The following is a 25,596-nucleotide window of genomic DNA, read 5'->3' as shown; positions in this document are numbered from 1 at the left end:
TCACCCCTCTTTCTGACCGACATCAAGCTTTTTTTGGACAGCAACCAGCGTAATGTTGTCTTCCCCACCGGCATCCAGCGCTTCCTGCACCAGACCGTCCACTTTTGCTTGCAGCGATATCTGTTTCTGTAACCAATTTTCCAGAGAGGCATGGCCTACCTTGTTCGTGAGACCATCCGAGCAGATGAGGACGACATCGCCCTCCGACCACTCGAACTGTCCCAAATCAATCAACACATCCGGCTCCGTGCCGAGCGAACGCATAATCACGTTTCGATGCGGATGGACCGATGCTTCTTCCTCGGTGATTTGTCCGCTTTTCAAGAGTTCGTTCACCAGAGAATGGTCCTCTGTCTTCATCACCAGCCCGTCTGCATTGTAAAAATACAGACGGCTGTCGCCAATATGGGCGGTGATAACGGAAGATTCTCCCAACAGCGCCGCCACAACGGTCGTCCCCATTCCGCTGCACTCTGGATGGTTCACAGCGTAATCGTAGACTTCCCTGTTGGCAAGCAGAACGGCATTCATCAGTTGCTCGCGCGCGTCTTCTGCGTCGAGTTGCCCATCCAGGTGGCGCAGTTCTTTTACTATTCGCTCAACAGCAAGGCGGCTGGCAATGTCCCCAGCCTGATGGCCGCCCATACCGTCTGCAACAATGGCCAGCACGCGTCCGTTCAGATCGGCAACACAGGCATAGTAGTCCTCATTGATCTGACGGACGCGGCCAACATGGGATTTCATCGCGATTTCCATGGCTTCACCCCACGGTTTCTTTAGCGTGTTGTGCCCTCAGTTGACCGCAGGCAGCGGCGATATCACTGCCTTGTTCACGTCTGATGGTCACATTGATTCCCTTTTCCTCCAAAATGCGTTTGAACTGAAAAATTTCGTTGCGTGGTGTACGCACGTAATCGCGCTCGGGCACGTAGTTGACCGGAATCAGATTGACGTGGCAGAGCATGTCTCCGATCAGGTCGGCCAGTTCCTCGGCGTGCTCGGGCTGATCGTTTTTCCCGCCGAACAGACCGTACTCAAAGCTGATCCGGCGACCTGTCTTGTTAATATAATGACGACACGCTTCCATCAGCTTGTCAAGCGGAAAGCCGCGGTTGATCGGCATCAGCTTGCTGCGCAGCTCCGTATTGGGCGCGTGCAGGGAAATCGCCAGGTTCACTTGTCCGCCGCGCTCGGCAAACTCGTAAATTTTCGGCACGATTCCGCTGGTGGAGACGGTAATATGACGGGCGCCGATGTTCAGTCCCCGGTTGTCGTTGATGATCGACAAAAAGGCCATCAGACTCTCGAAGTTTTCAAACGGCTCGCCAATCCCCATCACCACGACGTGGCTGACGCGCTCGCCCTCTGCATCGAGCTTGCGCTGGGCCATCAGCACCTGGGAAACGATCTCGCCCGCATCGAGGTTGCGCTTCAATCCGCCGAGCGTGGAGGCGCAAAACGTGCAGCCGATCCGGCAGCCGACCTGCGTCGTCACACAGATGCTGTTTCCGTAGCTGTGGCGCATGATGACCGTTTCGATGGCGTGACCATCCACGAGCTGGAACAAAAACTTGATCGTTCCGTCCGTCGATTGCTGATGCGTAATTTCTTTCAAAGAATCCAGGCGGAACGTCTCGGCGAGCTTTTGCCGCAGGTCTTTGGAAAGATTGCTCATCTCATCAAAGGAAGTCACACGCTTTACGTACAGCCAGTCAAAAATTTGCTGGGCGCGAAAAGCTTTGTCACCTGCGCTGATGAGCCATTCTTTCAGTTCGTCTTGAGTCAAGCTGTAAATAAGCGGCTTTTCGCCTGTAAATGTCGTGAATGGCATTTCTTTTCCACATCCTCAAAATCATTGCTTGCACAAATCGTCATTCTATCATTGTACCTCGCCTCGCGTCGCGCTTCAAACGGTTTTGGCATCCATTTCAGAAATGCATCCCTTTTCCTAGTGTAAACCAATCTGCAGAAGCGCAAACAAAGGCAAAGGAGTGGCATTTTTCGCAGTTGGCGCGCCACCCCTCTCTTGCTATCTTTTTCGTTTCAGACGCGCGATAAAGAAGCCATCACTCTCAAAATGATGCGGCAAAATCTGCACGCATGCCCCTGTCTCGTCCACATGCGCCCGAGCGGCCTCTGGCAAGTCGTGCGCAAGCGTCTCGTCCAGGACAAACTCCGGGTGCTCCTTGACGAAGCGCTGGACGATCTTCTGATTTTCCTCCGGCTCAATCGTGCACGTGCTGTACACGAGAACGCCATCTGCCGCAAGCATCGGCGCCAGCGCCTTGAGCAGTTCGTACTGCAACTGGGCAATCGCGCGAACATCCTCTGGCGTTTTGTTCCATTTCAAGTCTGGCTTGCGCCGGATGACGCCGAAGCCCGAGCACGGCGCGTCGAGCAAAATCCGGTCGAACGTCCCCAAGCCTCTGTCTGGCAAATCGAGCGCATCGCTCGTGATCGGCTCGATGATGGAGATGCCGAGCCTCTTTGCCGTTTGCGCAATCAGGTCGCGCTTGTGCGGGTGAAGGTCGCACGCGACGATGTGCCCGCGATTTTCCATCAGCTCCGCGATATGCGTCGTTTTCCCGCCGGGAGCCGCGCAGGCGTCGAGGACGCGCATGCCTGGCTTGGCGGCAAGCGCAGGCGCTACCAGCATGGAACTTTCGTCTTGAATCGTAAAGTAGCCTTCGCGAAACAGGCGCGAGCCGGCCGCGTGCCCACCCTCTACCAAAATCGCTTGCGGGCTGAGCGCCGACTGCCTCGCCGCCGTTTCTTCTGCCGCGAGCTTGTCCAGCAATTCGCTCGCGCTTGTTTTCAGCGAATTGACGCGAATGGAGCTGTGCGGATGGCGGTTGTTGGCTTCGCAGATCGCGATCGTCGTCGCTTCGCCGTACACCGTAAGCCATTGCCGAACGAGCCATTCCGGATGGGAATGCTCTACTGCGATCTGCGTGGCGCGGTCACCTTTTGGCAGACGCTCCCACACATCCGGCTGGCGCAAGACGTTGCGCAGGACGCCGTTGACCATCGAAGCAATCCCTTGGTGACCTCGGCGCTTCGCCATTTCCACCGCCTCGTGAACGGCTGCGCGCTCAGGGATACGGTCCAGAAAGCGGATTTGGTACAGGCTGAGCCGCAGCAGGTTGCGCACCCACGTCTGCAGCTTTTTGTTCCCGACAAAGTGGGACAGGACGTGATCGAGCGTGAGCTTCCGCTGGATCGTGCCGTACACCAGTTCTGTCACCAGCCCCGTATCTGCCGCGCTGAGCTGCGCGCGGTCCAGAACGCCTCGCAACTCCAGATTGCTGTACGATTTGTGTTCCTCGACTCTGTTCAATACATCTAGCGCAATATCACGCGCTCCCTTTTTTGCCACGGGCTATTCTCCTACCTTCGTGCCGATTTCGATGCTGCTGCCCGCTCCGCGCAAAAAGTCGAGAGCGCTCATCCGTTTTTTGCCTTCCGGCTGCAATTCGGTTATTTTGACCGCCCCGCTGCCGCACGCGACGACCAGGCCGTCTTCCTCGCGGGCGATAATCGTTCCCGGCGCTTTTTTGCTGCCAGCTTCGGGCCATTTTTCCACCCACCACAGCTTCCACACTTTGCCTTCGTATGTCGTGAAGGCGACAGGCCATGGGTTCAGTCCGCGTACCTGGTTGTAGATTTGCGCGGCGGATTTCGTCCAGTCAATTTTTTCGTCAGCCCGCTTGATATTCGGCGCAAATGTCGCAGCCGAGTGATCTTGCGCTTCCGGCTGAATCTCCCCTGCCAGCAGCCGAGGCACCGTCTCAAGCAAAAGCCGGGAGCCAGCGACCGCCAGCTTGTCATGCAAAAGTCCGACCGTGTCGCGTTCCTCGATCGGCACGACGACTTTGGACAGCATGTCCCCTGCGTCCAGCGCCTCTACCATGTACATGATCGTCACGCCCGATTCGGCTTCCCCGTCGACGATTGCTTTGTGGATCGGCGCACCGCCGCGATATTTCGGCAAAAGCGAGGCGTGCACATTGATGCAGCCAAACGGCGGCGCATCCAAGAGCCGCTTGGGCAAAATTTGCCCGTAAGCCGCCGTCACGATCAGGTCAGGAGACAGCGCCAGCACTTCTTCCAGCGCTTCTTCTGCCTTGATTTTTTCCGGCTGCAAAACAGCAAGTCCATGACGCAAAGCCGCCTCCTTGACGGGGGGCGGCGTCAACACTTGCTTGCGTCCTACGGGACGATCCGGTTGTGTCACGACTCCAATCACGTTATAGCCTGCTTCGATGAGCGCGTCGAGGCTCGAAACCGCGAAGTCAGGCGTACCCATAAACAGGATGCGAGCATCTTTCAAATCGGTTATTCCCCTTCCTCTTCCGGGTTCACCTGATAGACCTTGTCGGCTACGTCGATGAACAGCACGCCATTCAGGTGATCGATTTCATGCTGGGCGCAGCGGGACAACAGGTCTTCGGCCTCCAGCTCGATTTCGTTGCCAAAGCGATCCTGTCCGCGCAGCTTGATCCATTGGTGGCGGCGAACATCTCCGCGCAGCCCCGGGATGCTCAGGCAGCCTTCCGGATAGTCAAACTGCTCGCCTTTGTGGTCGACGATTTCCGGGTTGACGATTTCGATCAGCCCGTCGCCGCAATCCATGACAATCACGCGCTTGGAGATGCCTACCTGCGGTGCAGCCAAGCCTACGCCCTCTGCATCGTACATCGTGTCAGCCATATCGTCCAACAGCTTGTGCAGGTTGGAGTTGAACTTGGTCACCTTCATTGCCTTTTCACGCAAAATCGGATCTGGATGTTTTACAATTGTGCGAATTGCCATGTGAATCATATCCTCCCTAAAGCAGCACGTACGGATCGACGTCAATCGTCATCAATACTTTCTGCTGTTTGTTCCACTCTTCAAATGCCGCCGTCGCCTGGGCAAGCAGGTCAGACAGTTGCGGTTCATCCCGATATTTTAGCATGATCTGAAAGCGAAATCTATCCTTCACGCGCGCAATAGGCGATGCGACTGGCCCGAGCACGATTGTCGTCTGGGCGAGCCGCGACCGCAAAAAGTCCGCCATCGTATGCGCGCCGCGAATGACGACAGGCACATCTTCGTGGCTGAACGTGATGAGCACCAGCCGGAAATACGGCGGATACCCTGTGCGCCTGCGTTGCAGCATTTCATCCCGGTAGAATGCCGGATAGTCGTGCCGCGTGGCGTGAACGATGCTGTAGTGCTCGGGCGTGTACGTCTGGATGACGACATCTCCCGCCAGCTCATGCCGCCCCGCGCGTCCTCCGACCTGCGTGAGCAGTTGGAACGTCTTTTCCGCCGCGCGAAAATCAGGCAAATGCAGCGAGCTGTCCGCTGCGATAATGCCCGCCAGCGTCACTCGCGGAAAATCGAGCCCTTTGGCGATCATTTGCGTCCCGAGCAGCACGTCGCCCTGCCCGTTGCGGAATTTGTTCAGCAACTCTTCATGCGCGCCTTTGCGCGACGTCGTATCCACGTCCATCCGGATCACGCGGATGCCGGGAAACAGCTTCGCCAGCTCCGCCTCCACCTTTTGCGTCCCCGTGCCGAAAAAGCGGATATGCTCGCTCTGGCATTCCGGGCAGTGCGCAGGCTGGGCGATCGTGTAGCCGCAGTAATGGCAGCGCGCCGTATGGTTCGTTTTATGGTAGGTCAACGAAATGTCGCAATGAATGCAGCGCATCGTATAGCCGCACGAACGGCACATGACAAACGTGGAAAAGCCGCGCCGATTCAGGAAAATGACCATCTGCTCGCCTTTTTGCAGCCGATCGGCAATCATTTCGTGCAGCTTGCGGCTGAACATGGAGCGATTTTCCGCATGCAGCTCCTCGCGCATATCGACGACGTGCACCTGCGGCATCGGGCGATTGCCTACCCGTTCGGGCATTTCCAGCAACTCGTATCTGCCGCGCGTAGCCAAGGCGTACGTCTCCAAGGCGGGCGTCGCGCTCCCCATCAGCAGGACGGCGTCGTTTCTTTTCGCTCGCCAGAGGGCGACTTCCCGCGCGTGATATCGCGGCGTCTCTTCTTGCTTGTAGGAGCTTTCATGCTCTTCGTCGATCACGATCAAGCCGACATTGCGAAAAGGAGCGAAAATAGCCGAGCGCGCCCCGACTACGACTTTTACCTGGTTGCGAATAATTTTGCGCCACTCGTCGTAGCGCTCTCCCTGCGACAAGGCGCTGTGCAGGACGGCGACATCGGCGCCAAACCGCGCCTTGAACCGCTCCACCATTTGCGGCGTCAAAGAAATTTCCGGCACGAGAAAAATCGCCTCGCGCCCTTTTGCCAGCGTCTGTTCGATCGCTTCCAGATACACTTCTGTCTTGCCGCTGCCTGTTACGCCATGCAGCAAGTACGAGGCGTACGTGCCCATTTTTATAGATTGCAAAATTGGTGCCAAAACATGTTGCTGAAGCGGGGTAAAGTCAGGCTTCGGCTTGTCGGAAAAGCGGCGATTGGCATACGGATCGCGGTACACTTCCACCTGCTCGATGGCGACGAATCCTTTTTTTTCCAGACTCTTCAGCGACGCACGGCTGATTCCGTACTCCGCCTGCAGCATCTGGGTGGACAAAGACTGGCCTTCATGCATCTGGAACAGTTCGAGCGCCCTTTTCATCTGCTCTGCCCGCGCTGGCAAGGACCGGATTGCTTCTGCCAGCTCAGGCCCGCTCAACAGGCTGCGCACAAACGATTGCTGCTTGCGCGTAATCCGGTCGGTGACCTGGTATTCCGTCGCCAACAAGCCGCTCGATATCCAGCCCGGCACGAGCAAGTACTCGTCGGGAAACTGCTTTTCCACCTCTGCGAGCGGCATTTGCCGTTTGCGCGCCAGTTCCCACAATAGCCCCGAGTTGCCGCACGCTTCTGCCTCCAGCGCTTCTGTCGCGACCAGCCATTTTTCCGACTTGCCTTTCAAGACGGCCGGAATCATCGCCTGGACGGCTGTCACCCACGGGCACAAGTATTGGCGGGACATCCACTCGCCAAGCTCCAGCAACTCTGGCGTGAGCGGAGGCGTATCGTCCAGCACCTGCTCGACGTCCTTCAAGCGCGCCGACGCGATTTCCCCCTCCGCCTGCTCCACGATCCCGATCACGTAGCCTTGCAGCTTGCGCGGGCCAAACGGGACGATGACCCTGCTGCCCACGCGGATCAACGGGCTTAGCCAGGACGGTACCTTGTAGTCAAACGGGCGATTCGTTCGATTGACCGGTACGTCCACAATCACCTGGGCGATCATGACAGTTCAGACAGCGGCTTTTGCTGCAGCTTCAACAGCACGGCATCAAACAGCTTGTCGGCCACAGCCCGCTTGCTCAGTTTTTCCAGCGCCAATTGCTCGCCGTCCCGCGTCAAAAGAGTGACGATGTTCGTATCGCTGCCCATCCCTGCGCCTTCCAGGAGGACGTTGTTGGCTACGATCATATCGAGGTTTTTGCGTTCCAGCTTCGACTGCGCATGCAGCAGCACATCTTGCGTCTCGGCAGCAAACCCGACGACAAACTGCTTCGTTTTGCGCTCGCCGATTGTTTTTAAAATATCAGGCGCTTTGTCCAGCTCCAGCACGAAGGGGCCGTCGCCTTTTTTCATTTTATGCGCCTGCACTGTTTTCGGCCGATAGTCGGACACAGCAGCCGACTTCACGACGATATCGCTCTGTGGCAAATGCTCCATGACGGCGTCGAACATCTCCTGTACTGATTCGACGGCGACGAACGCGACGCCCTCTGGCCGCGGCAGCGCGGTCGGGCCGCTAATCAACGTCACGCGCGCCCCTCTGTCACGCGCTGCCTCCGCAATAGCGTAGCCCATTTTGCCCGATGCGTGGTTGGTGATATAGCGAACCGGATCGATTTTTTCCCGGGTCGGTCCGGCTGTGACGAGCACGTGCTTGTCCAGCAAGTCTTGCTTCGCTGCTGCTTGCGTGTCTCGTGCAGCTTGTTGCCTAAACCAGCTCTGCACCGCTTCGACGATTTCCTCCGGCTCGGCCAGACGCCCTTTGCCAACCCAGCCACATGCGAGCAGCCCGACCCCCGGCTCCACAAACCGATAGCCAAACGACGCCAGCTTTTCCATATTGGCCGCAACCGCCGGATGCTCGTACATGTTCACGTTCATCGCAGGCGCGATCATCACCGGAGCTTTCGTCGCAAGCAACGTCGTCGTCAGCATGTCGTCCGCGATGCCGTTTGCGATTTTGCCGATGACATTGGCCGTCGCGGGAGCAATCAGCACAAGATCGGCCTTGTCCGCCAGGTCGATGTGGCTGATGACGTGCGGGTCTGGCTCCGAAAATGTATCCGTGTAGACAGGCTGATGAGACAATGCCTGGAACGTCACTGGCTGAACGAATTTCATCGCATTTTCCGTCAGGATGACATGCACCTGTGCGCCGGCCTGCGTCAGCTTGCTTGTGAGCGCAGCCGCCTTGTAGGCCGCAATCCCGCCACAGACGCCGAGCACAATTCGTTTTTCTGCGAGCGAATCCATCTGTAACTCCCCTTTCTTCCCTATCCGAAAAAAACAACCTGCATACAGGTTGTTTTTTCAAAGCAAGCTCTTATTTACGTCCGTCCAAAAACTCGTGCACCAGCTCGTCGGAGATAAACTCTTCCAGCGCGACGCCTACAAACTTTTTGGATTTTGGTTTGACTACCTGCATTTCGCTGTTTTCACGCAATTGGCGGGCGCGCTTGGAAGCTACGGTCACCAGGATGTACTTGCTTTCCGCTTTTGCGGTCAATTCGTCGATAGATGGATACAACATAAAACTATTCAACCTCCTTCAACCATTTGCGATATTTGTGAACCTGACGATCTTTTTTCAGGTGCTCGGCTGTAATAATCGCCTGAATGCGATCGCAGGCTGATTCGATCACATCGTTGACCACTACGTAATCGTAATGATCCATCAGCTCGATTTCGGCGCGGGCGACTTCCATCCGCTTGCGGATCACATCCTCCGTCTCCGTTCCCCGTCCCACGATCCGGTTTTCCAGCTCGTTCAGATCAGGCGGGGCCAGGAACAGGAACGTCCCTTGCGGAAATCGCTGTTTTACTTGCAGCGCACCCTGGACTTCGATCTCCAGGATCACGTCGCGCCCTTCGTTCAGCATTTCATCCACAAACTGGCGGGGCGTGCCGTAGAAGTTTCCTACGTATTCTGCCCATTCCAGAAGAGCGTCCTGCTCAATCATTTGCTGGAACTCTTCCTTTGTCTTGAAAAAGTAATTAACTCCTTCCACCTCGCCCGGGCGCGGAGAACGTGTGGTAGCCGATACGGAATACACCAGCTCGGGCATTCTTTCCCGAAGGGCCTTGCATACCGTGCCTTTCCCCACTCCCGCAGGTCCGGAGAGAATCAAAAGGAGACCGCGATCAACCATGCTCATTGTTTACACTCCTACTTTATTCGTCCGATTCGTCGTCCTTCGTCGAGAGGCGCTGCGCCACTGTTTCCGGCTGTACCGCTGACAAGATGACGTGATCGCTATCTGTAATAATCACAGCACGCGTCCGGCGTCCATAGGTAGCGTCGACGAGCATGTTGCGATCGCGCGCTTCCTGAATGATCCGTTTGATCGGAGCAGATTCCGGACTTACAATGGAAATAATGCGGTTGGCATTCACAATATTGCCAAATCCGATATTGATTAGCTTGATTGCCATAACGGCCCAGCCCATCCTTTCATGCTACTCGACGTTCTGTACTTGCTCTCTCATTTTCTCCAGTTCCGTCTTGATTTCCACAGCGAGGTGGGAAATGGGCAAATAATTCGCCTTGGAAGCGATAGTATTGGCTTCCCGGTTCATTTCCTGGAGCAAAAAATCCAGCTTTCGCCCGATCGCTTCGCTTGCTTCCAACTGTTTGGCAAACTGGAGACAATGGCTTTCCAGGCGGGTAATCTCCTCACTGATATCGCTCTTGTCAGCGAAAAAAGCAACCTCCTGAGCCACGCGCGCAAGGTCCAATTCAAAAGGAGCCTGGCTGGCCCATTCGTTCAATCGCTGGCGAAGACGGGTCTGGTACTCCTCGATTCCCACAGGAGCCAATTGCTGAAGCTCTTTGACCCACGCTTCAATCTGTTCGAGCCGTCCGGATAAATCAGCGTACAGTTGCTTGCCCTCCGCCTCTTTCATGGAGAGCAAATCGATCGCTGCAGCCTTGACCTGATCCAGCAGCCATTCGGCCGCTTCGTCGCTGTCTTCTGTCATTTCTTTTGTATGTAACACGCCAGGGAAGAGCAAAAGCTCCTTGACGCCAAGCGGCTCCTGCAACGAAAAGCGCTCAGCCATCGTGCGCGACAGCGAGACGAGCTGCCCGGCCACCTGCCAGTCGATCTCGACAGCGGAAGCCGTCTGACTTTTCCCGTCCATCGCAATGGTCACATCGACACGACCTCTGCGGACGTACCGGCTCACCAGCTTGCGCACCTGGTCCTCCAGCATGCTCCAAGCTTTTGGCAGGCGTACCTGTATCTCGGAATACCGATGATTGACGGCGCGAATCTCCACCGTCAACCGCACAGCGCCCCTGCTATCCTCTTTCCGTCCATAACCTGTCATGCTCCGAACCATCGTTTTCACTTCCACAGACGCAAAATCGTTAATTTATTATAGGAGACAACTCTTGGCAGTGTCAACCGAAGCCGCAGGGCGACAACAAGATTCCTCCCTCCCCCGCTTTGTGCTACACTGTGACTGGCAACCATTTCTGGCATCTTTTTTTACGTTCCAGGCATTTTTAACGATTGAGGTGAGTGATTGTGGCATTTGATGGCGTAGTAACCCGTGCCGTCGCGCGGGAGTTACATAAATGTGTCGGCGGTCGCATCTCCAAGATTCACCAGCCGCACCACAGCGATATTGTCATGCAAGTACGCACGCCGGGAGAAACAGTCAAGCTCTTGCTGTCTGCCAATCCGACGTACCCCCGGATTCACCTTACGACCGAAGAGTTTACGAATCCGCTGGAAGCTCCGATGTTTTGCATGCTGCTGCGCAAGCATTGTGAAGGCGGGCTGATCGAATCGATCGAACAGATCGGCATGGAGCGGATCATCCACATGGATATCCGCACCCGCGACGAGCTGGGAGACACGGCGCTCCGCCGCATTATCATGGAAATCATGGGCAAGCACAGCAACATTATTCTCGTCGATCCGGCAACGGGAACGATTCTCGACAGTGCCATGCACGTGACGCTGGCGATCAGCCAATACAGGCAAGTCACCCCTGGACGTCCGTACGTCTCCCCGCCGAGCCAGGACAAACACGATCCGCTCACCGTCACCGAGCAGGCGTTCATTTCCTCCATCGATTGGAACAGCGGGCGGCTGGACAAGCAAATCGTCGACCGCTACATGGGCATCAGCCCGCTTTTGGCAAAAGAAATCGTCCACCGGGCAAAGCTGGCCAATCGCGACACGCTGTGGCAAGCTTTTTCCTCGGTCATGGAAGCGGTCAAGGCGCACAACTACGCGCCTGCGATTGTGGAACGCCCCGACAAAGCGTATTTTCACGTCGTCGAGCTGACGCACCTGACCGATGGCGGCGATGGCACCGCCACGCCGTACCCTTCCGTGCAAGCCTGCCTGCAGGCATTTTACGAGGGCAAAGCTCTGCGCGATACGGTCAAGCAACGCGCCCACGACCTGATTCGCTTCGTCACCGCCGAGCGCAACAAAAACGAAAAGAAGATCGAGAAACTGGAGCAAACGCTACAGGAGGCGCACGACGCCGATTTGTTCCGTCTGTACGGCGAGCTGATTACCGCCAACATGCATCAGATGAAGCGCGGCGACACCGAACTGGTCACCGTCAACTGGTACGACGAGGCTGGCAGCACCATCACCATCCCGCTCGACCCGTTGAAGACTCCTTCGGAAAATTTGCAGGCCTATTACAAACGGTACAACAAAGCGAAAAACAGCCTGCAAATCGTCAGCGAGCAGATCGAGCAAGCCAAAGCGGAAATTCTTTACCTGGACGGCCTTTTGGTCCAACTCGGCCACGCCAGCCTGAAGGAAGCGGAAGAAATTCGCGAAGAGCTGGTCGAGCAAGGCTACATGCGCAACCGGAAAAAGCGCGGACCGCGCAAGAAAAAGGATACGCGCCCCGAGCTGGAACGGTACGTCTCGTCAGACGGCACCGAAATTTTGGTCGGAAAAAACAACAAGCAAAACGAGTTTTTGACAAACAAGCTGGCTTTTGCGCATGAAACGTGGCTGCATACAAAAGACATTCCCGGCTCCCACGTCGTCATCCGCGCCCGCGAGTTTTCCGATCAAACCTTGCTCGAAGCCGCCAACCTGGCCGCCTATTTCAGCCGCGCCAAAGAAGGCAGCCAGATTCCTGTCGACTACACCTTGATTCGGCACGTCAAAAAGCCGAGCGGCGCCAAGCCAGGCTACGTCATTTACGAGCAGCAGCGCACGTTGTACGTCACCCCGGATGAAGCGCTCGTTCGCCGCCTGAAAGCGAACGCTTCCCCCACGCATAGCGAAACTCCCTAAGCTCATACTAAGAGCATGGATGGGTGTCCTCGTTTTTGAATCAGCCTGCCTACGCTAACGAAAACGGACGCATTGTTTCGCCGGGCGTTGGCGGTCGAAAACGTCACCTCCGGTTGCATCAAAGGCAAGCATGACCCGCTTGCTTGCCTTTCGTGCTGCTTGCTGCTCCTTATCCTGCTTCGCCCCGCAACCATAGTTTGCTTGCACGACTGACTGTTTTGGTTCGTGTTCGCCTTTTTCGTCCGCGCCGTGTCCTGCCTGGCCAGCCTTACTGATGATCGAGCTTGGTGTTTACGGCATTTGCCGTCGCAGTGGTGAAGGGCTTGTTGCACGCTCCTTTGGCAAGAAACAGGATTCCAGCCCATTTTCAATTTTGGAAGGAGGATCAGGATGAACGTCATCGGCATCATCCAGACTGATCTAAACGAGTTCAGCGTATTGTTTGAGCAGCAAAACGGCGGACAAAGCAGCGGTGGACAGAACGGCGGCGGGCAGCAATCGAGTGGCGGCGGGCAAGATTTTCAGGACAGCGACTCCATGTTCCTCAGTTTTCTTGACGAGCAGCCAACCTCCGGCGAAGGAAGCGGGCAGAGCGGGCAGAGCAGCCAAGGCGGACAGGGGCAAGGACAGCAAAGCGGTCCACAAGAATTGACCGTCCGCATTAAAGGGATTCCGGAAGGTCAAAAAGCGAACTTTTTGCAAATGTACCAAATTCTGCAGGACGCCCAAGATTCGCAATCGCTGGAGCAAAGCCTGACGATCATAAACAACGACCAGCAGGACGGCCAGGATTCGGGGCGCAGACAAAGCCAGGGCCAGGGACACGGTTCCGGCAAGCAAAACAAAACGACCCATTGAGACGAACAACGTCCTGCACGTCGTCTCGCTCCGCACCCCAAACATAGAAAAACCACCTGGAAGTCTCCAAGTGGTTTTTTCATGCTATCGGCCAATCTTTGCTTTTGCATGCTGCCAAGTCCCCGCTCTGCCGTTGACCTCATGTTTCTATAACCTGCGCTCACACAGGTGGGTGACCCTTCTGCCCTTCAGCCTTCCCATGCATCCCCAAAAGGGAGGTGGGCCTGACATCCAACGCAAATTTCCGTCTCCCGAAAAACACGTATAAGGTTAGAAACATTTACGGTCTTACGTACATCGCAGGATCTTGATATCCCTACTTTACCACACAATTCACTCTCGCTCAACGGATATTCTTCCCTTCCCCGTTCCCATTGTTGAGGCGAGCGACTTTTCCAGCATAAAACAGTTGCTGGCACGCCATCTTAAAAACGTAGCATCACTCTGGAAAAGGAAGGGATCGCATGCGTTTTCCCCAAAAACTGATGATCGTGTCACTTCTCGCGGTCGGCTCCGTCTGTGTGCCAGCCGCTGCACTTCCGTTGCCTAGCAGCGCCACGGAACAGCCTGCCGGCGAGCAAGGCGGCAAGTACGAGAACGAAGCGTTTCGCAACATCGCCGTAACGAAAACAGGACCCGGCCAATACGCCGTAAAAGGCGAAGCCCGCGTGTTCGAAGCTACCGTGCGCTTTGTCGTGACAGACGAAGGCAACACGCTGGCCGACAGCTTTGTCACAGCCAGCCAAGGGGCACCCGAATGGGGCACGTTCGCCATCAACCTGAGTCTCGACGCCGCCAAGCTGAAAGTTCCTGTCCTTACCTTGTTCGAGGAAAGCGCGGAATCCGGCCAGCGCATTCACGAGCTGAACATCCCTTTGCCGAAGTAGCGCTGTAGCGTTTTTACGTCCGTTTCATTTTGGCACGTACCAGCGATTGAAACGCAGGATGGGCGATCAAGGACGGCTGCTGCTGCTTTTCCCAGGCGAGCGCGTACTCCAGCCCGTTAAACTGGCACCGTCCCAGCCCTTCTTTCGTAACGGCATACGCCTGTCGCGGCAAGCGCCGCACGGCAGCCACCAGCGCTTCCACCTCCTGCTCGATGAGCGCTGGCTCAACCGCACGATAGATCAAGCCAATCTGCTCGGCTGTTTGCCCGGAAACTTTTTCCCCGAGCAGAGCCAGCCGTTTCGCCCATGCCGTTCCTACCAGTTGCGGCAGCAAATACGTGCCGCCAAAGTCGGTAGTCAGTCCGATCTGGACAAACGGCTCCTGCAGCACGGCATCTGTCGTGGCAATGACAAAATCGGCATGCAGCGCCAGATTGAGCCCCGCTCCGACCGCCACCCCTTCCACGACGGCAATTACCGGCTTCGGCATCTGGTGCAGCCGCGCAATAAAATCGTTAATGACCGCAAGCGCCTCATCCGCTTCGTCTTTTTCGCTTAGCGCCGTCAGCACGGTCAAATCAGCGCCGGAGCAAAAATTGCCGCCTGCTCCTCTGAGAATGAGCACTTCCACCTCCGGATCATCCGCCGCCTCCGCAATCGACGTTTGCAACAGCGCAAACATCTCGACCGTCATCGCGTTCAGCACGCGCGGCCGATTGAGCGTGATCGTGCAGACGCCCTCTTCTTTTTTCACCAAAAGCGGGGTTGCTTGGACTTCTTGCTCCATAGTTGTCTCTTCTCCTTTCTATACGGACGACTCCGGGATGACGCCTTGCCGCTTGAGCTTGCGCAAGCCTTCATCCGTTATGTTCAGCTTTCGCCTGAGCAACTCTGCCGTGCAGTCGGCATGCCACGGAGGAGCTTTGCGGTCGGAAGCGCCAGGGCTAGGGCTTTTCGCTGCGCCGGTCGGCTCCCGCTTGTCCAGAAAAGGAAGCGTGTAGGCAATTTCCCGCTCGGACACATAGCGAATATTCGACCAGTTTTCCATTTCCTCCACCGCCGTCAGACAGCAATCCACCTCGCTCCCCAGCTCGTTCCACTCCGCCTGTGTGCGGGATAAAAACAAGGCTTTCAGCTCCTCCCATACCTCGGGGTGCTCCGCGATCGTCCCGCGGTGATACGCCTCCCAGTCAGCCCGGCCCACCGCCCGGCAAAAGCTCAGCCAGTAGCGCTCCTCCACAGCGGCGAGCGCCACGTACTGCCCGTCGGCGGCTTCAAACACCTGATGCGCCAACAGCCCCTTTTTGCTCTGATTCGTACTCGCGGTAGCCTGGCAAGCCGTAAAAATCGCCTGCAGCCCTACCCACGCCGCGAGCAAGTCGGCGGCGGCCACGTCCAGATAGGCGCCGCGCCCGGTTCGTGCCCGCTGCACCAGCGCCGCGCAAATTTGCTCGCTTGCGTACAGACCCAGGGCGTAATCGGAGAGAGGAATGTCTGCCAGGACTGGCTTGCCGGAAGCATCGCGCAGCAGGGAGAGAAAGCCGCTGACCGCCTGAACGTTGAGATCGTGCCCGCCGAGCTGATGCATCTCCCCGCTCTGTCCGTACCCGGTGACCGAGCAGTAGATGACAGCCGGGTGAGCGGCCCACAGGCGATCGTAGTCAAGCCCGAGGTGGCGCATGACACCTGGACGGTAGCTTTCCACCACGACGTCAGCCTGTCTGGCGAGAGCAAACGCGAGCGCCTTTCCTTCATCTGTCCGCAGGTTAAGCGAAATGCTCTTGTGATTGCGATGCGAACGCAAGGAAAACGCTCCCGTTTCTCTGGCCGCAGACGGGCTGGGAAAAACCGCCGAGGCGTGCTCGTCTTCGCGAAACGCCTCCACCTCGATGACTTCCGCTCCCAGATCAGCGAGTCGCATGGTGCAGATCGGCCCAGGCAGATGACGAGAAAAATCGACAACCGTAACGCCAGTCAGCATGACTTCCCACTCCCTTCGCCCCGATTCTTTGTCCTCCCTAGTTTTTCGCGATGAATGACCATTCACCCTGCCTGTTGCGGGAAAATTACGAAAAAAAGCCGTTCCCAAAGGAACGGCTGCTCGATGGCGAATCACTCATTTGATAAATCGCAACGTCAGCGGATAGCGGTACGTTTTCCCTTCGTTGGCCCGAACGGCGGCAATCACGACGAAGACGATCCAGAAAAAGAACAGGGCGGTCAATAAAATCACGCCGATGAAGACAATGAGCAGGATGCTGGAAATGGCTGCGTAGATCGTGACCGAGATGCTGAAATTGAGCGCTTCCTTGCCGTGCTCCTCAAAAAAGGGGCCCTCTTCGCGTTTGAACAACCAGACCAAAAGCGGCCCCAGCACATTGCCAAATGGGATCAGAAAGCCGATCAGCGCGGACAAATGTGCGATGATGGCCCACATTCGCTCGTCTTTTCCAACCAGATGGTTCATTTGCATTCCCCCATTCCCTTCGCTACTGTAGTGTACGATGCCAGCACCGCAAACTTGCGAAAAAATTCGAAAACTTGGCTGCGCCGAACCATTGACGCAGTCATAGTGGCCCTTATACTGGATAGCACGAAAAAAGCGCCGTAAAGGCGCTTTTTTTCGATGAATTAATATTTGCTGTCGTGGCCACCCCAAGAGGACCCGTAACCGCCGTGTCCGCAGCTTTCGCCGTGATGGTGATGGTGACCGCAGCTTTCACGACCAGTTTTACATTCCGTTCTGTAGTAAGGCTTGTAGTAGCAATGTTTTTTGTAGTATTTCCTCTTGCAGCACTTCTTGTAGTAGCACTTGCAATGAGACTTTCTGCATCCGCAACCCATGAACCTCACCCCCTCCTGTTCGTTACATCTACAAAGTATGTAGGTGAAGGTGCATCGGCATGGTACACTTGTCTATTCTTGCGGCAAAATCAGCGGATGTCTTGCCTGAAAACAGCACAACCGGCAGACAGGCTGCCGGCGGCTTTTGTACATATCAGGAAGGAAAAAGCTCTGCAAACCGCCAGAAAATAAGGGCATAACAGGCAAAAAATCATTGCGTCACGATCTTGCGCAGTTCATTGATTCCGTGGTGATCGGGAATTTCCTGGTATTCCTTTACTTTTGGCAGCGTCAGCAAATGCGGTCTGACCATATAGCCGGGCTTCGATATGTAGACGACATCACAATTCGTAATCAGGTCGAACACGTCGGGATGATTCGCTTCGATCGTCCGAATATCCAGATGCGTGATGCCTGCGTTGTACAAGTCATTTATCATTCCTGCCGCACCGCGGATCGTCGCACAGACCAGCCCGACTTTTGTATGGCGGGGATACGCCTCCATGGCCGGAATGACCGTAGTCGGATCGGGTATAAAATCGAGGCTGACGACAGGCGGAGCCTCTCGCGGCAAACGGTGCTTCATGCGCAAATTAACGGAAGGGTGAGTGACGATCGCCTTGTATTGCTGCAAAAAGCTCGGGTCCTGTTCGACTCGCTGGGCAAAATCATCGAAGGTCCGCCCCTCCAGCATGACACTGGGGAGATGGTATTGCACCAGGCGCAAATACTCGGCAAGCTCCAGCTCTGTGAAACGCAAAAACAGGACAGGAAACTGGTTGATCTCCAGCATGACACACGAGAGGACACGGGTAAATTCATCCATGGAATAGCCCATGGCCTTTACTTTGTGCAGCGTCTCTTTGGCCAGCAAAGCGAGATGCGCGGGATTGCGGGTCAGTAGAGGATCGTTAACAATATTGCTGACAATGGTCCCGCGCCCTTGACGCGAATCGACCATCCCTTCCTGCTGCAAGCGGAGATAAACGCTGCGAACCGTGTTGTAATTGACCTTCAGTTGTGCCGCTAGCTCCCTGACCGTCGGCAACTGCTCATTCGGCGGAATTTCTCCGCTGCGAATCGAGGAAGCAATTTGTTGGTAGAGCTGTTCGTGGTACGACACATTCGAATCCTTTTGCAGGGTCAGGCGTAGCATGAATTCACCTCTTCATCCATCGTTGAAACCATCGTATATGAATTTTGAATCGAACGTCAATAGAGGCAGCCAGCATGAACATCCCCGCGACGGCCATACTAAGGCAGATCACACATTGCGAGAAAGAAGGTGTCCCTATGGGAGAACAAAGCCGTTTTCGTGAAGGCGACAAGTCGCCAAAAAACGCAGTGTACATGGAAATCGGGGAAACCGGCGCCAGCGTACAGGACCCGATGATTATCGAGCTGGACAAAGGCGAAAAGTTTCCCGCGACCCGCAACAAAAACCGGGTCTGGACCCAAAAGTAGGGGCAAATACAGCAAGAAAACCAACCTGGCCGCAAAGAGCTAGGTTGGTTTCTTCTTAATCCTCGTCTTCGTCGTCTTCGCTGTCTTCCTCGTCCTCTTCGTCACCGCTCACATACACGATGGTAACGCCAAGGCTCTCCAAAAGGGCAAGAACTTCCCTGTTCAGCTCCTGGTCCATCAGCAGCCCCAGGCTTTCCACCAGTTCAAGCTCCTCCAGTTCGCCTTGCTCGGCATCCTCAATCAGCTCTATGATTTCGGTCATTCGCTTTTTTTCCAAGACAGCCATCAGTTCATCTCTTGTCATATCGTGTTTCCCACCTCGATTTCTCTACTCTATGCTTTATAATAGTACATAAACAAACCGTTGAAAACATAACGGTCACGACCTTGTGGTTGGCGGCAAACAGCCACAGCCGCTTGCCCGCAAAGCGTCGAGGCGTTTTTTCTTACAAAAAAGAGCGAGGTGAAGTCCATCATGTATCCTGAGCCGTATCTGGACTACCTGGTTCAGTTTCATGTCGAACGCGACTATTTCGAGTGTCACGAGATTTTGGAAGAATATTGGAAAAGCGCTCCACCCGCGGAGCGCCAGTCTGTCTGGGTCGGCTTGATTCAAATTGCCGTCGGGCTGTACCACCACCGACGCGGCAACGTAAACGGCGCCCGCAAAATGCTCACAAGTGCCCACGCGCTGGTGAAACAGCATCACGCGGAGCTGGAGCGCCTCGGCTTGGACAGCACGGCCCTGGAGCGCCTCTTGGCAGTCCGCCTGGAAGAGATTGAACAAGGCTTGCCTTACCGCAGCATCACCTTGCCGATGCGGGCAGCCGAGCTGATTGCCGCGTACAAAGCGGCCTGTGCCAAGCAAAATCAGCCGGAGTATCGCGACAGCGACATGAATGATCCGTTTTTGCTAAACAAGCACACGTTGCGCGACCGCAGCGACGTCCTCGCGGAACGAGAGCGCCAGCTACAGCTCCGCCAAGGCAAACAGAACGATCCCGATTCCGCAACCTGATGCGCTCACTCCGCGACAAAAGCCGCTGGAATCGCCTCACTGAACCAAAATGCTCCGCTCCCTTGGAAAAATCGGATGCCGGTTGCCCGCGCCCGAGCCGCCTGAACGGTCAGCAAACAGAGCGTGTCCTCCGGCATCCCGATGTCTTCTGCCCGAAAAGCAAGCTGGACGTGCTCGCTTGCGATCGGCAAAAGTCCCCCGGCGAGCGCTTGCTGCACCAGCTTTGCGTGCGTGCCGTAATACAGGCGCGCCGGAGGTTCCACCTCTGTGAGCCGGGTTGCCGTCTGGCTCGGCGCAAAGCCGTACGTGGCACGAATCAACTCGCCCCCATCCCACTCGATCTGCCGCTCCGGGTCATTTTCCACCACCTGCCACAAATCGGCACGCCGGAGGTTCGCCCACCCTTTGATCGCGCGCAAATAAGCGAGCAGTGGTCCCGTTGGCGTGAAGCCGTATGTATCGAAGTAAAGCTGGACGTGCTCGTTTTTTTGCCGCAGGATGCTGAGCAGACGCTTGCGCAGCGTAACTTCCTCGTGCAGCGCCAGCATGGCGATCTCCCCCTTCGTCTGTTTTACGCTAATAAATCCAGAAAACAACAGCCAGCGCCAACCCCAAATCCGCCAGCAAATGACTGAACCAGGTCGGGTAGATGGACGGAAACAGCCCTTTCATCCACCCCCAGATGACGCCCGCGCCATACACCGCGGTCGTAAGCAGCAAGCCTTGCCACACGCCGAACAAGGCCGTCGTGATAATCAGGTGGTACAACGTGTAAAAAAAACTCGTGAGCAACACGGAGACGACACGGGAGAGCGAGCGCAGCATTCGCTGCAGGACAAAGCCTCGCCAGAACAATTCCTCCAAAAGCGAGTTGACGACCACCAGATACAGCGCAAACAAACCGATCCAGTTGCGGTTCAACCCCCATGACTCCAGCCCGGCCCGCACGATGTCCGGCCTGCCCTCCGCCTGCAAAATCAGCCACAGTCCTGTCAGGATTCCTGTAAAAAACAGCAGCCCCAGCCCAATCCCGAAAAGCGCCCCTCGTTTTTCAAAGAGGCCCCACGCCAAGCGCCAATACTCTTGCAAGCTTTTTTCCCACCAGCCATGCAACAGCGGGATTGCTACACAGACCGCCAAATGAAACGAAACAAACGTGACAAACAAGCTGTGCCGCTCTACCAGCCCGTAAAAAATGGCGAGCGTGGCAGCAAACCCATACCCGATCAGGAGAAGCAGCGTACGTTTTCGCGCCATTTACGATAAGCTCCTTTGTTGCGTAATCGCCGCCCATTGTTCCTGTAATGTGCCCGTTATTGCCAGGAAGCATACATCTATTGACAATAAATATACAAATATTTGGGCAGATGCTATACTGAGTGGTACCGTTTTGAAAAAAATCGATCGGTTCATTTTTTTGTCAAAAACTAAAAAAGATTTGGAGTGGCTCTCATGTTGTGGCGTAACCGAACCTTTCTCCTGCTGATGACAGGAGAGATCGTCGCTGGGGCAGGCATGTGGATTTCCATTATTGCCAATTTGTCGTTCATGCAGAGCCTGATCCCTTCCGAAACCGTGAAGGGGCTGATTTTGATGACCGGCCTGATCGCAAGCATCTTGCTTGCTCCGAAAGCAGGCGTCGTCATCGACATGTACGACAAAGGAAAAATCATGCTCTGTGCCAGCCTGGCTCGAACCTTGAGTCCTGTGTTTATGTTTCCCGCACTCGCGTACGATTCGATTTTGTGGATGATTGTCTCGCTGCTCGTCATGCAAGTGTCGGCGGCGTTTTACTTCCCGACCGTGCAAGCCTCCCTGCCTGCCATCTTGACCAAGGATGAACTGCTGAAAGCGAACAGCGCCTACTTGAACATTTCCACGCTGTCGCGCATCGGCGGAACGGCCCTCGGGGGCATTCTCGTCGTCTCCATGGAGCTGTCCATGCTGTACGTCTGCTCGATGATTGCGTACGCGATTCTCGCCGTCGTCACGCTGTTCCTGCGCATTCCTCCTGTCGCCTCGCGCAACCTGAAGGAAAAAGTGGAGTTTCGCGAAGTGCTGACGATTGCCCGTAAAGACCCGGCGCTGTTTGTCGGGCTCATCAACAACGGGTTGATTACGCTGTTTTTGGGCGGCATCAATTTGTTGATTCTCAACCTCAGCGAACTCCAGCAGGCGCCTCAGCTCATGGGCTGGATTTACGCCGTAGAAGGAACGAGCATCCTAATCGGCGGCCTGCTTGCCAAACGGTGGATCGGCGGCAAAAACTTGGTCGCAGCCTCGACGCTCATGCTGTTTTTCTTTGCCCTCTCGCAATTCGGGATGTCGTTTGCCGATCATAAGGCCATGGTGCTGTCCTCTTTTTCCCTGTTCGGCTTTGTCGTCGCCTTCTTTTTCCCGGTGATCGCGACGATCTTTCAGAAGCGGCTGCCCGCCCACCAGCAAGGACGGTTTTTCTCGTTCAAAAGCATGCTGGATCGCACCTGTTTCCTGCTCGCGCTCGGGATTACCGGAATCGGTCTCGATTTGCTCGGGATCAGCGGCTACTTGCTGTTCATCGGCTCGCTGACGCTCTTGTCCGGCATCCTGACGTTCGTCTACAGCAAAAAGCACAAGCTGGACGTCCGTCAAAGCGACGAGGCGGCCGCCTAGCAAAAGCGCCGTTTGCCTGTCTCCTGCTTTTCCATGCGCCTCCATTTGGTGTACACTAGACTAGAAAAAACAACGTTGAAAATATGTGGCAAGTCTTTGGAGGCGTTTTTTCCATGCAGATATTATCTTCCCCTACATTCGGCCTTCTGGTTCCGCTCCTGATGGCGACTGCACTCATCTTTGTGCGTATGCGCAGGCAAAAAAAGCCTGTGTCGGCAAAGAGCATTATCTTGCCGCCTTTCTTCATGGCGACGGGCTTTGCGATGTTTTTCTTTCCGGAGGCGGCGCTCCCGCCGATGTACGATGTAGCGGCTTTTGTCACGGGGTTGTTTTTCTCGATTCCGTTGATTATGACTTCGCGTTTCGAAGTGATCGGCCAAGACGTCTACCTCAAGCGCTCCCGAGCCTTTTTCTTCATCCTGGTCGGTCTGTTAATCATCCGGGTGATTATCAAGCTGGTGATAAACGACAGCTTCACCTCGATTCAGACGGGCGGACTGTTTTTCCTGCTTGCTTTCGGCATGCTCGTCCCTTGGCGAATCGCGATGCTGTACATGTACCGCCAATTGACGAAAAAGACGTTTGGCACGCAATGAGGCGTAGGAAAAACGAAAAAGCAACCGGCTTCCTCTTTTGGGGGAGGAGGCGGTTGCTTTTTTGGTATGAAAATGGTTTTGACGCCATGCGTGATGAAAAAGATGACACCGTTAGCGTGCTACACTCTGGTCATGATCGATGTGTAACGTTAAGCCCGGGTGTAAGCGAACCGTTGTTTTTAGCTACCGCTGTTTGCTTCCAGCAAATGATTTTGGAAAAAAGCTACCGAGTGGTTAATGATCTGCTTGCTCCGCAAATCGTCATCCCAGAGATCGAAAGCATGGCGACCATCGGGATGGAGGTAGTAATCGAGAGAAACATTTTGCTTGGAGGCGGTCAAAACGAAGTCATCAATCGTCGCGTTCAAGTCCGCCCGATCTGCCCCTGCTTTCGCTACCAGAAGCGGCGGAAGGTTTGCAGGCGCTTCCTCCAGAGCAGCCCGTGCGGATGCAGCCCGCAAAGTTTGCTCATCCAGATCAGGAAGCATAGCCCGCGCGCTCCACAAATCCATAATCGCGTACAATGCGGCGACACAGCGAATGTCACCCGCCTTATTCCGCAGCGCAGTCGGAAGTCCGACAGGGCCACCGGCGGAGCACACCCAGATCCCGAGTCGCTCGCGCGCGATGCCAAGCTGCTCTCCGCTCTCGCGTATGTACGCCAAAGCGTCCTCCACATCCCGGACAGCCTCATCAAGCTTGGAAAACCTCTCCGTGGAACGATGGGTAAACGTGACAGCGATCAGGCCACTCGCAGCAAGAAGCTGTCCCCACGATACGTATTGTCCGCTGTCCTTGATCGTTTGCAAAAAATGCCACGGTCCGTCTCCGTGGATGAGTATGACAGCAGGCATCCCTTTGGAGCACTCACTCCCTTTTGGATAGTACACGTCCATTTTCAGATCGCCGCGATCGGATGTCTTGTACACGACATCCTTTTTTACCTCTACAAGAGAAGTCTTCTCGTCGCTTGGCCTCATTACGATTCTTTTGGCAAACAGCTCGTTTTGCTCCACGTTACCCCATCTCCCCCGTAGGCACTGTATCGGGCAAGCCACCGATGTAAAAAAGCAGTTGCGGGTCAAGCCCATCCGTTTTTCCTTCTACAATACGCGACACATGTTCCAATGAATCAGCGGCGTTGACCCACACTCCCGCAAGCTTGGTCACTGGCTCTGCGATGTAAAAAGGCTGCGTCAAGTACAGCTCCAGTCTCCTGCCCCGCACGAATGTCTCCGTTTCCTCCGGGGGAACGGCAGCCTGTTCGCTCGCTTCAAGCCATTGTGCCAGCTCGCGGTATCTGCGCAACAGTTTCTTGGCTTTTTGCTGGACTGTAAAATGACGGTTTTCGAAATGGGCGTCTTCCAGCAAAGTCGCGGTAGAGGCTACGGGATCAATCGCCGGATAAAAACGCTTGCTGGACAAGACAAGATCAAATTGCCAAAGCGTATCCAACGGACCATAGGGGACAATCTCTTCCGTGGCCACGCCGCTCACATCAATCAGAAATACGGTCAAGTCTGTTACTCGCGCTTCGGCCAGCATGCCCCGCAACTTGCCAAGCTCCCCAAATAACACGTAAGACCGGTCAGCGGCCAGTACGGCTGTGCCGTGTTCTTCTGCTTGCAAAATGGCTTGAAAGCACTCTTCGCAGCTATCACATACGGCTGCCGCTTCTGAAATGACCTCTTCCATGCCCACGACATCCCGAGCCGGGCGCCAGAAAACAGGGGTAAAGCCTGTCTGCTTCAGGCGCAAAAACAACTCCGCCAGCACGACCAGTTGTCCCATCCCTGGCTTTGCCACCAACCCGACCGTCCCCCCGCGAACGACAGGGGCGAAAACGTCGATCACCTTGATTCCCGTCTCCAGCATTTTCGTTTGCCCGCCGCGAATAATCAAATCGTCAAGACGACAGCCTGCCAGCTCAGCCAGACTCACCAACGTGCGAACCTCTGCCCGGCCGACAGGAATTTTGCCCGTACACAAATTGGACACCGTAGCTGGCCGCAAGCCTGCCTCTTTAGCGGCTGCAGTCAGGTTGGGAACCTTGCGTCTGAGCAAGGCGACATTAAGAGTCAAGTTATCCGTCATGCGCTCCCTCCTTACCATTCAATTACTTCAAAGCGTAACATTTATTACTCTAAAAAGAAACAAAATATTTCCTGACAACTCTGACTACGTTATTATGTTGCACGTATATTGGCTACACAAAAAAGCTGTCCGCCTCCGGACAGCTTCTTTCACTCGTTCCTGCGCCGAGTCGTGGATTCGTCTCTGCACGCCCACGCCGCTTTCCCAAGCTGCGTGTTCTTTCAAAACTCCACGTAAAACGGGTGCTTTTCCTCCTGCAAGCACAGCTCAATTCGCTGCCGGAAGTTGCTCCACGTAACCTTTGTTAGCGCCTCTTCAATCGGGAAAAACCCGGCTTCCAGACACTCGGGCGTCGCGATCAGCTTCCCGCCAATCGGCCTCGCTAAAAACAGCACATTGCAGATCGACTTGCTCACGTTTTGAAACACGCCGCAAAACTTCGTAATTTCGATGTCCAAGCCGCACTCTTCCTTCGTCTCCCGGATGGCTGCCGCCCGGATGGACTCGCCTTCCTCCACTTTTCCGCCAGGCATCTCCCAGCCGCGCCTCGGGCCTTTTATCAGCAGCACTTCCTTGCGCTCGTTGACAATGATCGCTGCAGCAGACAGTGAATGCTTAGGTACAGTCAAAGGCTTGCCTCCTTT

28 protein-coding genes and 1 other RNA gene are annotated in these 25,596 nt (G+C 55.5%); 7 read left to right on the top strand and 22 right to left on the bottom strand.

All coding sequences use genetic code 11. The annotated features are described in order from the left end of the window. The 11 genes from AC3WQH_RS03875 to AC3WQH_RS03825 all read right to left on the bottom strand — a co-directional run bounded on the left by AC3WQH_RS03875 (position 1) and on the right by AC3WQH_RS03825 (position 10,602). Positions 1 to 756: a Stp1/IreP family PP2C-type Ser/Thr phosphatase gene (locus AC3WQH_RS03875; RefSeq protein WP_005831036.1), complete on the bottom strand. Its 756-nt coding sequence runs from the start codon at positions 754 to 756 to the stop codon at positions 1 to 3. Positions 757 to 760: 4 nt separating this feature from the next. Next, positions 761 to 1,831, bottom strand: coding sequence for a dual-specificity RNA methyltransferase RlmN (gene rlmN / locus AC3WQH_RS03870; RefSeq protein WP_005831039.1), 1,071 nt, complete (start codon positions 1,829 to 1,831; stop codon positions 761 to 763). 198 nt (positions 1,832 to 2,029) lie between these two features. Then, on the bottom strand, positions 2,030 to 3,376 hold the full coding sequence (gene rsmB / locus AC3WQH_RS03865) for a 16S rRNA (cytosine(967)-C(5))-methyltransferase RsmB (RefSeq protein ID WP_026557360.1): 1,347 nt from the start codon (positions 3,374 to 3,376) through the stop codon (positions 2,030 to 2,032). A 3-nt stretch (positions 3,377 to 3,379) separates the two neighbouring features. Continuing rightward, on the bottom strand, positions 3,380 to 4,330 hold the full coding sequence (fmt, locus tag AC3WQH_RS03860) for a methionyl-tRNA formyltransferase (RefSeq protein ID WP_007779202.1): 951 nt from the start codon (positions 4,328 to 4,330) through the stop codon (positions 3,380 to 3,382). A gap of 5 nt (positions 4,331 to 4,335) precedes the next feature. Beyond that, complete coding sequence (gene def / locus AC3WQH_RS03855; protein ID WP_005831045.1) at positions 4,336 to 4,812, bottom strand: peptide deformylase; 477 nt, start codon at positions 4,810 to 4,812, stop codon at positions 4,336 to 4,338. Positions 4,813 to 4,828: 16 nt separating this feature from the next. After that, positions 4,829 to 7,264 carry a primosomal protein N' gene (gene priA, locus AC3WQH_RS03850; protein WP_492331914.1) on the bottom strand — a complete coding sequence of 812 codons (2,436 nt, stop codon included), beginning with the start codon at positions 7,262 to 7,264 and terminating at the stop codon, positions 4,829 to 4,831. Beyond that, positions 7,261 to 8,514, bottom strand: a complete 1,254-nt coding sequence (gene coaBC / locus AC3WQH_RS03845; RefSeq protein WP_005831049.1) for a bifunctional phosphopantothenoylcysteine decarboxylase/phosphopantothenate--cysteine ligase CoaBC — start codon at positions 8,512 to 8,514, stop codon at positions 7,261 to 7,263. The genes priA and coaBC overlap by 4 nt, the downstream gene beginning before the upstream one ends. A 70-nt stretch (positions 8,515 to 8,584) precedes the next feature. Then, the gene (gene rpoZ / locus AC3WQH_RS03840) at positions 8,585 to 8,791 is read right to left on the bottom strand and encodes a DNA-directed RNA polymerase subunit omega (protein ID WP_005831051.1); all 207 of its coding nucleotides are present in this window, start codon (positions 8,789 to 8,791) and stop codon (positions 8,585 to 8,587) included. Positions 8,792 to 8,795: 4 nt separating this feature from the next. Further along, entirely contained in the window at positions 8,796 to 9,416 is a 621-nt protein-coding gene (gene gmk / locus AC3WQH_RS03835) for a guanylate kinase (RefSeq protein ID WP_007779210.1), read from the bottom strand. Between the two features lie 16 nt (positions 9,417 to 9,432). Then, positions 9,433 to 9,693 (bottom strand): extracellular matrix/biofilm regulator RemA, encoded by a 261-nt coding sequence (remA, locus tag AC3WQH_RS03830; RefSeq protein WP_005831055.1) that lies wholly within the window; start codon positions 9,691 to 9,693, stop codon positions 9,433 to 9,435. 24 nt (positions 9,694 to 9,717) lie between these two features. Then, positions 9,718 to 10,602: a YicC/YloC family endoribonuclease gene (locus tag AC3WQH_RS03825; protein WP_005831057.1), complete on the bottom strand. Its 885-nt coding sequence runs from the start codon at positions 10,600 to 10,602 to the stop codon at positions 9,718 to 9,720. A 188-nt stretch (positions 10,603 to 10,790) separates the two neighbouring features. Between AC3WQH_RS03825 and AC3WQH_RS03820 the strand changes: the two genes are divergently transcribed. Both AC3WQH_RS03820 and AC3WQH_RS03815 read left to right on the top strand, forming a co-directional pair. Continuing rightward, positions 10,791 to 12,539, top strand: coding sequence for an Rqc2 family fibronectin-binding protein (locus AC3WQH_RS03820; protein WP_429775775.1), 1,749 nt, complete (start codon positions 10,791 to 10,793; stop codon positions 12,537 to 12,539). A 390-nt stretch (positions 12,540 to 12,929) separates the two neighbouring features. After that, on the top strand, positions 12,930 to 13,397 hold the full coding sequence (locus AC3WQH_RS03815) for a hypothetical protein (protein ID WP_483072775.1): 468 nt from the start codon (positions 12,930 to 12,932) through the stop codon (positions 13,395 to 13,397). A gap of 115 nt (positions 13,398 to 13,512) precedes the next feature. Here the strand turns inward: AC3WQH_RS03815 and ssrS are convergent. Then, positions 13,513 to 13,706, bottom strand: a non-coding RNA gene (gene ssrS / locus AC3WQH_RS03810) — 6S RNA. A 155-nt stretch (positions 13,707 to 13,861) separates the two neighbouring features. On the opposite strand from ssrS, the gene AC3WQH_RS03805 reads away from it, so the two are divergent. Then, the gene (locus AC3WQH_RS03805; protein WP_005829760.1) at positions 13,862 to 14,284 is read left to right on the top strand and encodes a Gmad2 immunoglobulin-like domain-containing protein; all 423 of its coding nucleotides are present in this window, start codon (positions 13,862 to 13,864) and stop codon (positions 14,282 to 14,284) included. Between the two features lie 13 nt (positions 14,285 to 14,297). Here AC3WQH_RS03805 and AC3WQH_RS03800 read toward each other — a convergent pair whose 3' ends face one another. The 4 genes from AC3WQH_RS03800 to AC3WQH_RS03785 form a co-directional block, all read right to left on the bottom strand. Then, positions 14,298 to 15,071, bottom strand: coding sequence for an enoyl-CoA hydratase/isomerase family protein (locus AC3WQH_RS03800; RefSeq protein WP_005829759.1), 774 nt, complete (start codon positions 15,069 to 15,071; stop codon positions 14,298 to 14,300). An 18-nt stretch (positions 15,072 to 15,089) separates the two neighbouring features. Next, positions 15,090 to 16,265 (bottom strand): CaiB/BaiF CoA transferase family protein, encoded by a 1,176-nt coding sequence (locus AC3WQH_RS03795; protein WP_290426276.1) that lies wholly within the window; start codon positions 16,263 to 16,265, stop codon positions 15,090 to 15,092. Positions 16,266 to 16,400: 135 nt separating this feature from the next. Next, positions 16,401 to 16,751, bottom strand: coding sequence for a DUF4870 domain-containing protein (locus AC3WQH_RS03790; protein WP_007779231.1), 351 nt, complete (start codon positions 16,749 to 16,751; stop codon positions 16,401 to 16,403). A 588-nt stretch (positions 16,752 to 17,339) separates the two neighbouring features. Next, complete coding sequence (locus AC3WQH_RS03785; RefSeq protein ID WP_005829754.1) at positions 17,340 to 18,284, bottom strand: GntR family transcriptional regulator; 945 nt, start codon at positions 18,282 to 18,284, stop codon at positions 17,340 to 17,342. Between the two features lie 137 nt (positions 18,285 to 18,421). Between AC3WQH_RS03785 and AC3WQH_RS03780 the strand changes: the two genes are divergently transcribed. Next, positions 18,422 to 18,592 carry a YjzC family protein gene (locus tag AC3WQH_RS03780; RefSeq protein WP_005829753.1) on the top strand — a complete coding sequence of 57 codons (171 nt, stop codon included), beginning with the start codon at positions 18,422 to 18,424 and terminating at the stop codon, positions 18,590 to 18,592. Positions 18,593 to 18,647: 55 nt separating this feature from the next. On the opposite strand, the gene AC3WQH_RS03775 is transcribed toward AC3WQH_RS03780, so the two are convergent. Continuing rightward, the gene (locus AC3WQH_RS03775; RefSeq protein ID WP_025844653.1) at positions 18,648 to 18,896 is read right to left on the bottom strand and encodes a hypothetical protein; all 249 of its coding nucleotides are present in this window, start codon (positions 18,894 to 18,896) and stop codon (positions 18,648 to 18,650) included. Positions 18,897 to 19,067: 171 nt separating this feature from the next. Here AC3WQH_RS03775 and AC3WQH_RS03770 point away from each other — a divergent pair, with 171 nt between their 5' ends. Beyond that, on the top strand, positions 19,068 to 19,610 hold the full coding sequence (locus AC3WQH_RS03770) for a DUF309 domain-containing protein (protein WP_005829750.1): 543 nt from the start codon (positions 19,068 to 19,070) through the stop codon (positions 19,608 to 19,610). Positions 19,611 to 19,615: 5 nt separating this feature from the next. Here AC3WQH_RS03770 and AC3WQH_RS03765 read toward each other — a convergent pair whose 3' ends face one another. Then, entirely contained in the window at positions 19,616 to 20,158 is a 543-nt protein-coding gene (locus AC3WQH_RS03765; protein WP_005829748.1) for an RNA 2'-phosphotransferase, read from the bottom strand. Positions 20,159 to 20,186: 28 nt separating this feature from the next. Next, the gene (locus tag AC3WQH_RS03760; protein ID WP_005829746.1) at positions 20,187 to 20,867 is read right to left on the bottom strand and encodes a CPBP family intramembrane glutamic endopeptidase; all 681 of its coding nucleotides are present in this window, start codon (positions 20,865 to 20,867) and stop codon (positions 20,187 to 20,189) included. A 195-nt stretch (positions 20,868 to 21,062) separates the two neighbouring features. Here AC3WQH_RS03760 and AC3WQH_RS03755 point away from each other — a divergent pair, with 195 nt between their 5' ends. Then, a complete protein-coding gene (locus AC3WQH_RS03755) occupies positions 21,063 to 22,262 on the top strand; it encodes an MFS transporter (protein ID WP_005829744.1) in 1,200 nt (399 codons plus the stop codon). 113 nt (positions 22,263 to 22,375) lie between these two features. Next, positions 22,376 to 22,858, top strand: coding sequence for a CcdC family protein (locus AC3WQH_RS03750; protein ID WP_005829742.1), 483 nt, complete (start codon positions 22,376 to 22,378; stop codon positions 22,856 to 22,858). Between the two features lie 179 nt (positions 22,859 to 23,037). Here the strand turns inward: AC3WQH_RS03750 and AC3WQH_RS03745 are convergent, their stop codons facing one another. From AC3WQH_RS03745 to AC3WQH_RS03735, 3 genes are all read right to left on the bottom strand, one after another. Next, positions 23,038 to 23,874 (bottom strand): alpha/beta hydrolase, encoded by an 837-nt coding sequence (locus AC3WQH_RS03745; protein ID WP_005829740.1) that lies wholly within the window; start codon positions 23,872 to 23,874, stop codon positions 23,038 to 23,040. 1 nt (position 23,875) lies between these two features. Next, positions 23,876 to 24,952, bottom strand: coding sequence for a P-loop NTPase family protein (locus AC3WQH_RS03740; protein WP_310669777.1), 1,077 nt, complete (start codon positions 24,950 to 24,952; stop codon positions 23,876 to 23,878). 221 nt (positions 24,953 to 25,173) lie between these two features. Next, positions 25,174 to 25,581 carry an NUDIX hydrolase gene (locus tag AC3WQH_RS03735; protein ID WP_025844961.1) on the bottom strand — a complete coding sequence of 136 codons (408 nt, stop codon included), beginning with the start codon at positions 25,579 to 25,581 and terminating at the stop codon, positions 25,174 to 25,176. Positions 25,582 to 25,596: the final 15 nt, after the last annotated feature.

Source organism: Brevibacillus sp. FW301-21C12A (assembly GCF_058788915.1).
Note: the sequence above shows the minus strand (reverse complement) of the source record. Positions and strands in the feature narration are given on the sequence as shown.

Excerpts from the sequence above, each read along its gene's own strand:
- priA (WP_492331914.1), bottom strand. The coding sequence starts at position 7,264 with ATGATCGCCCAGGTGATTGTGGACGTACCGGTCAATCGAACGAATCGC.
- AC3WQH_RS03765 (WP_005829748.1), bottom strand. The coding sequence starts at position 20,158 with ATGCTGGCGCTGCACGAGGAAGTTACGCTGCGCAAGCGTCTGCTCAGC.
- AC3WQH_RS03805 (WP_005829760.1), top strand. The coding sequence starts at position 13,862 with ATGCGTTTTCCCCAAAAACTGATGATCGTGTCACTTCTCGCGGTCGGC.
- AC3WQH_RS03760 (WP_005829746.1), bottom strand. The coding sequence starts at position 20,867 with ATGGCGCGAAAACGTACGCTGCTTCTCCTGATCGGGTATGGGTTTGCT.
- coaBC (WP_005831049.1), bottom strand. The coding sequence starts at position 8,514 with ATGGATTCGCTCGCAGAAAAACGAATTGTGCTCGGCGTCTGTGGCGGG.
- AC3WQH_RS03780 (WP_005829753.1), top strand. The coding sequence starts at position 18,422 with ATGGGAGAACAAAGCCGTTTTCGTGAAGGCGACAAGTCGCCAAAAAAC.
- AC3WQH_RS03800 (WP_005829759.1), bottom strand. The coding sequence starts at position 15,071 with ATGGAGCAAGAAGTCCAAGCAACCCCGCTTTTGGTGAAAAAAGAAGAG.
- rlmN (WP_005831039.1), bottom strand. The coding sequence starts at position 1,831 with ATGCCATTCACGACATTTACAGGCGAAAAGCCGCTTATTTACAGCTTG.
- AC3WQH_RS03875 (WP_005831036.1), bottom strand. The coding sequence starts at position 756 with ATGGAAATCGCGATGAAATCCCATGTTGGCCGCGTCCGTCAGATCAAT.
- AC3WQH_RS03770 (WP_005829750.1), top strand. The coding sequence starts at position 19,068 with ATGTATCCTGAGCCGTATCTGGACTACCTGGTTCAGTTTCATGTCGAA.
- AC3WQH_RS03825 (WP_005831057.1), bottom strand. The coding sequence starts at position 10,602 with ATGGTTCGGAGCATGACAGGTTATGGACGGAAAGAGGATAGCAGGGGC.
- AC3WQH_RS03740 (WP_310669777.1), bottom strand. The coding sequence starts at position 24,952 with ATGACGGATAACTTGACTCTTAATGTCGCCTTGCTCAGACGCAAGGTT.
- AC3WQH_RS03785 (WP_005829754.1), bottom strand. The coding sequence starts at position 18,284 with ATGCTACGCCTGACCCTGCAAAAGGATTCGAATGTGTCGTACCACGAA.
- AC3WQH_RS03775 (WP_025844653.1), bottom strand. The coding sequence starts at position 18,896 with ATGACAAGAGATGAACTGATGGCTGTCTTGGAAAAAAAGCGAATGACC.
- AC3WQH_RS03750 (WP_005829742.1), top strand. The coding sequence starts at position 22,376 with ATGCAGATATTATCTTCCCCTACATTCGGCCTTCTGGTTCCGCTCCTG.
- AC3WQH_RS03790 (WP_007779231.1), bottom strand. The coding sequence starts at position 16,751 with ATGAACCATCTGGTTGGAAAAGACGAGCGAATGTGGGCCATCATCGCA.
- gmk (WP_007779210.1), bottom strand. The coding sequence starts at position 9,416 with ATGAGCATGGTTGATCGCGGTCTCCTTTTGATTCTCTCCGGACCTGCG.
- AC3WQH_RS03795 (WP_290426276.1), bottom strand. The coding sequence starts at position 16,265 with ATGCTGACTGGCGTTACGGTTGTCGATTTTTCTCGTCATCTGCCTGGG.
- def (WP_005831045.1), bottom strand. The coding sequence starts at position 4,812 with ATGGCAATTCGCACAATTGTAAAACATCCAGATCCGATTTTGCGTGAA.
- remA (WP_005831055.1), bottom strand. The coding sequence starts at position 9,693 with ATGGCAATCAAGCTAATCAATATCGGATTTGGCAATATTGTGAATGCC.
- AC3WQH_RS03815 (WP_483072775.1), top strand. The coding sequence starts at position 12,930 with ATGAACGTCATCGGCATCATCCAGACTGATCTAAACGAGTTCAGCGTA.
- AC3WQH_RS03755 (WP_005829744.1), top strand. The coding sequence starts at position 21,063 with ATGTTGTGGCGTAACCGAACCTTTCTCCTGCTGATGACAGGAGAGATC.
- rpoZ (WP_005831051.1), bottom strand. The coding sequence starts at position 8,791 with ATGTTGTATCCATCTATCGACGAATTGACCGCAAAAGCGGAAAGCAAG.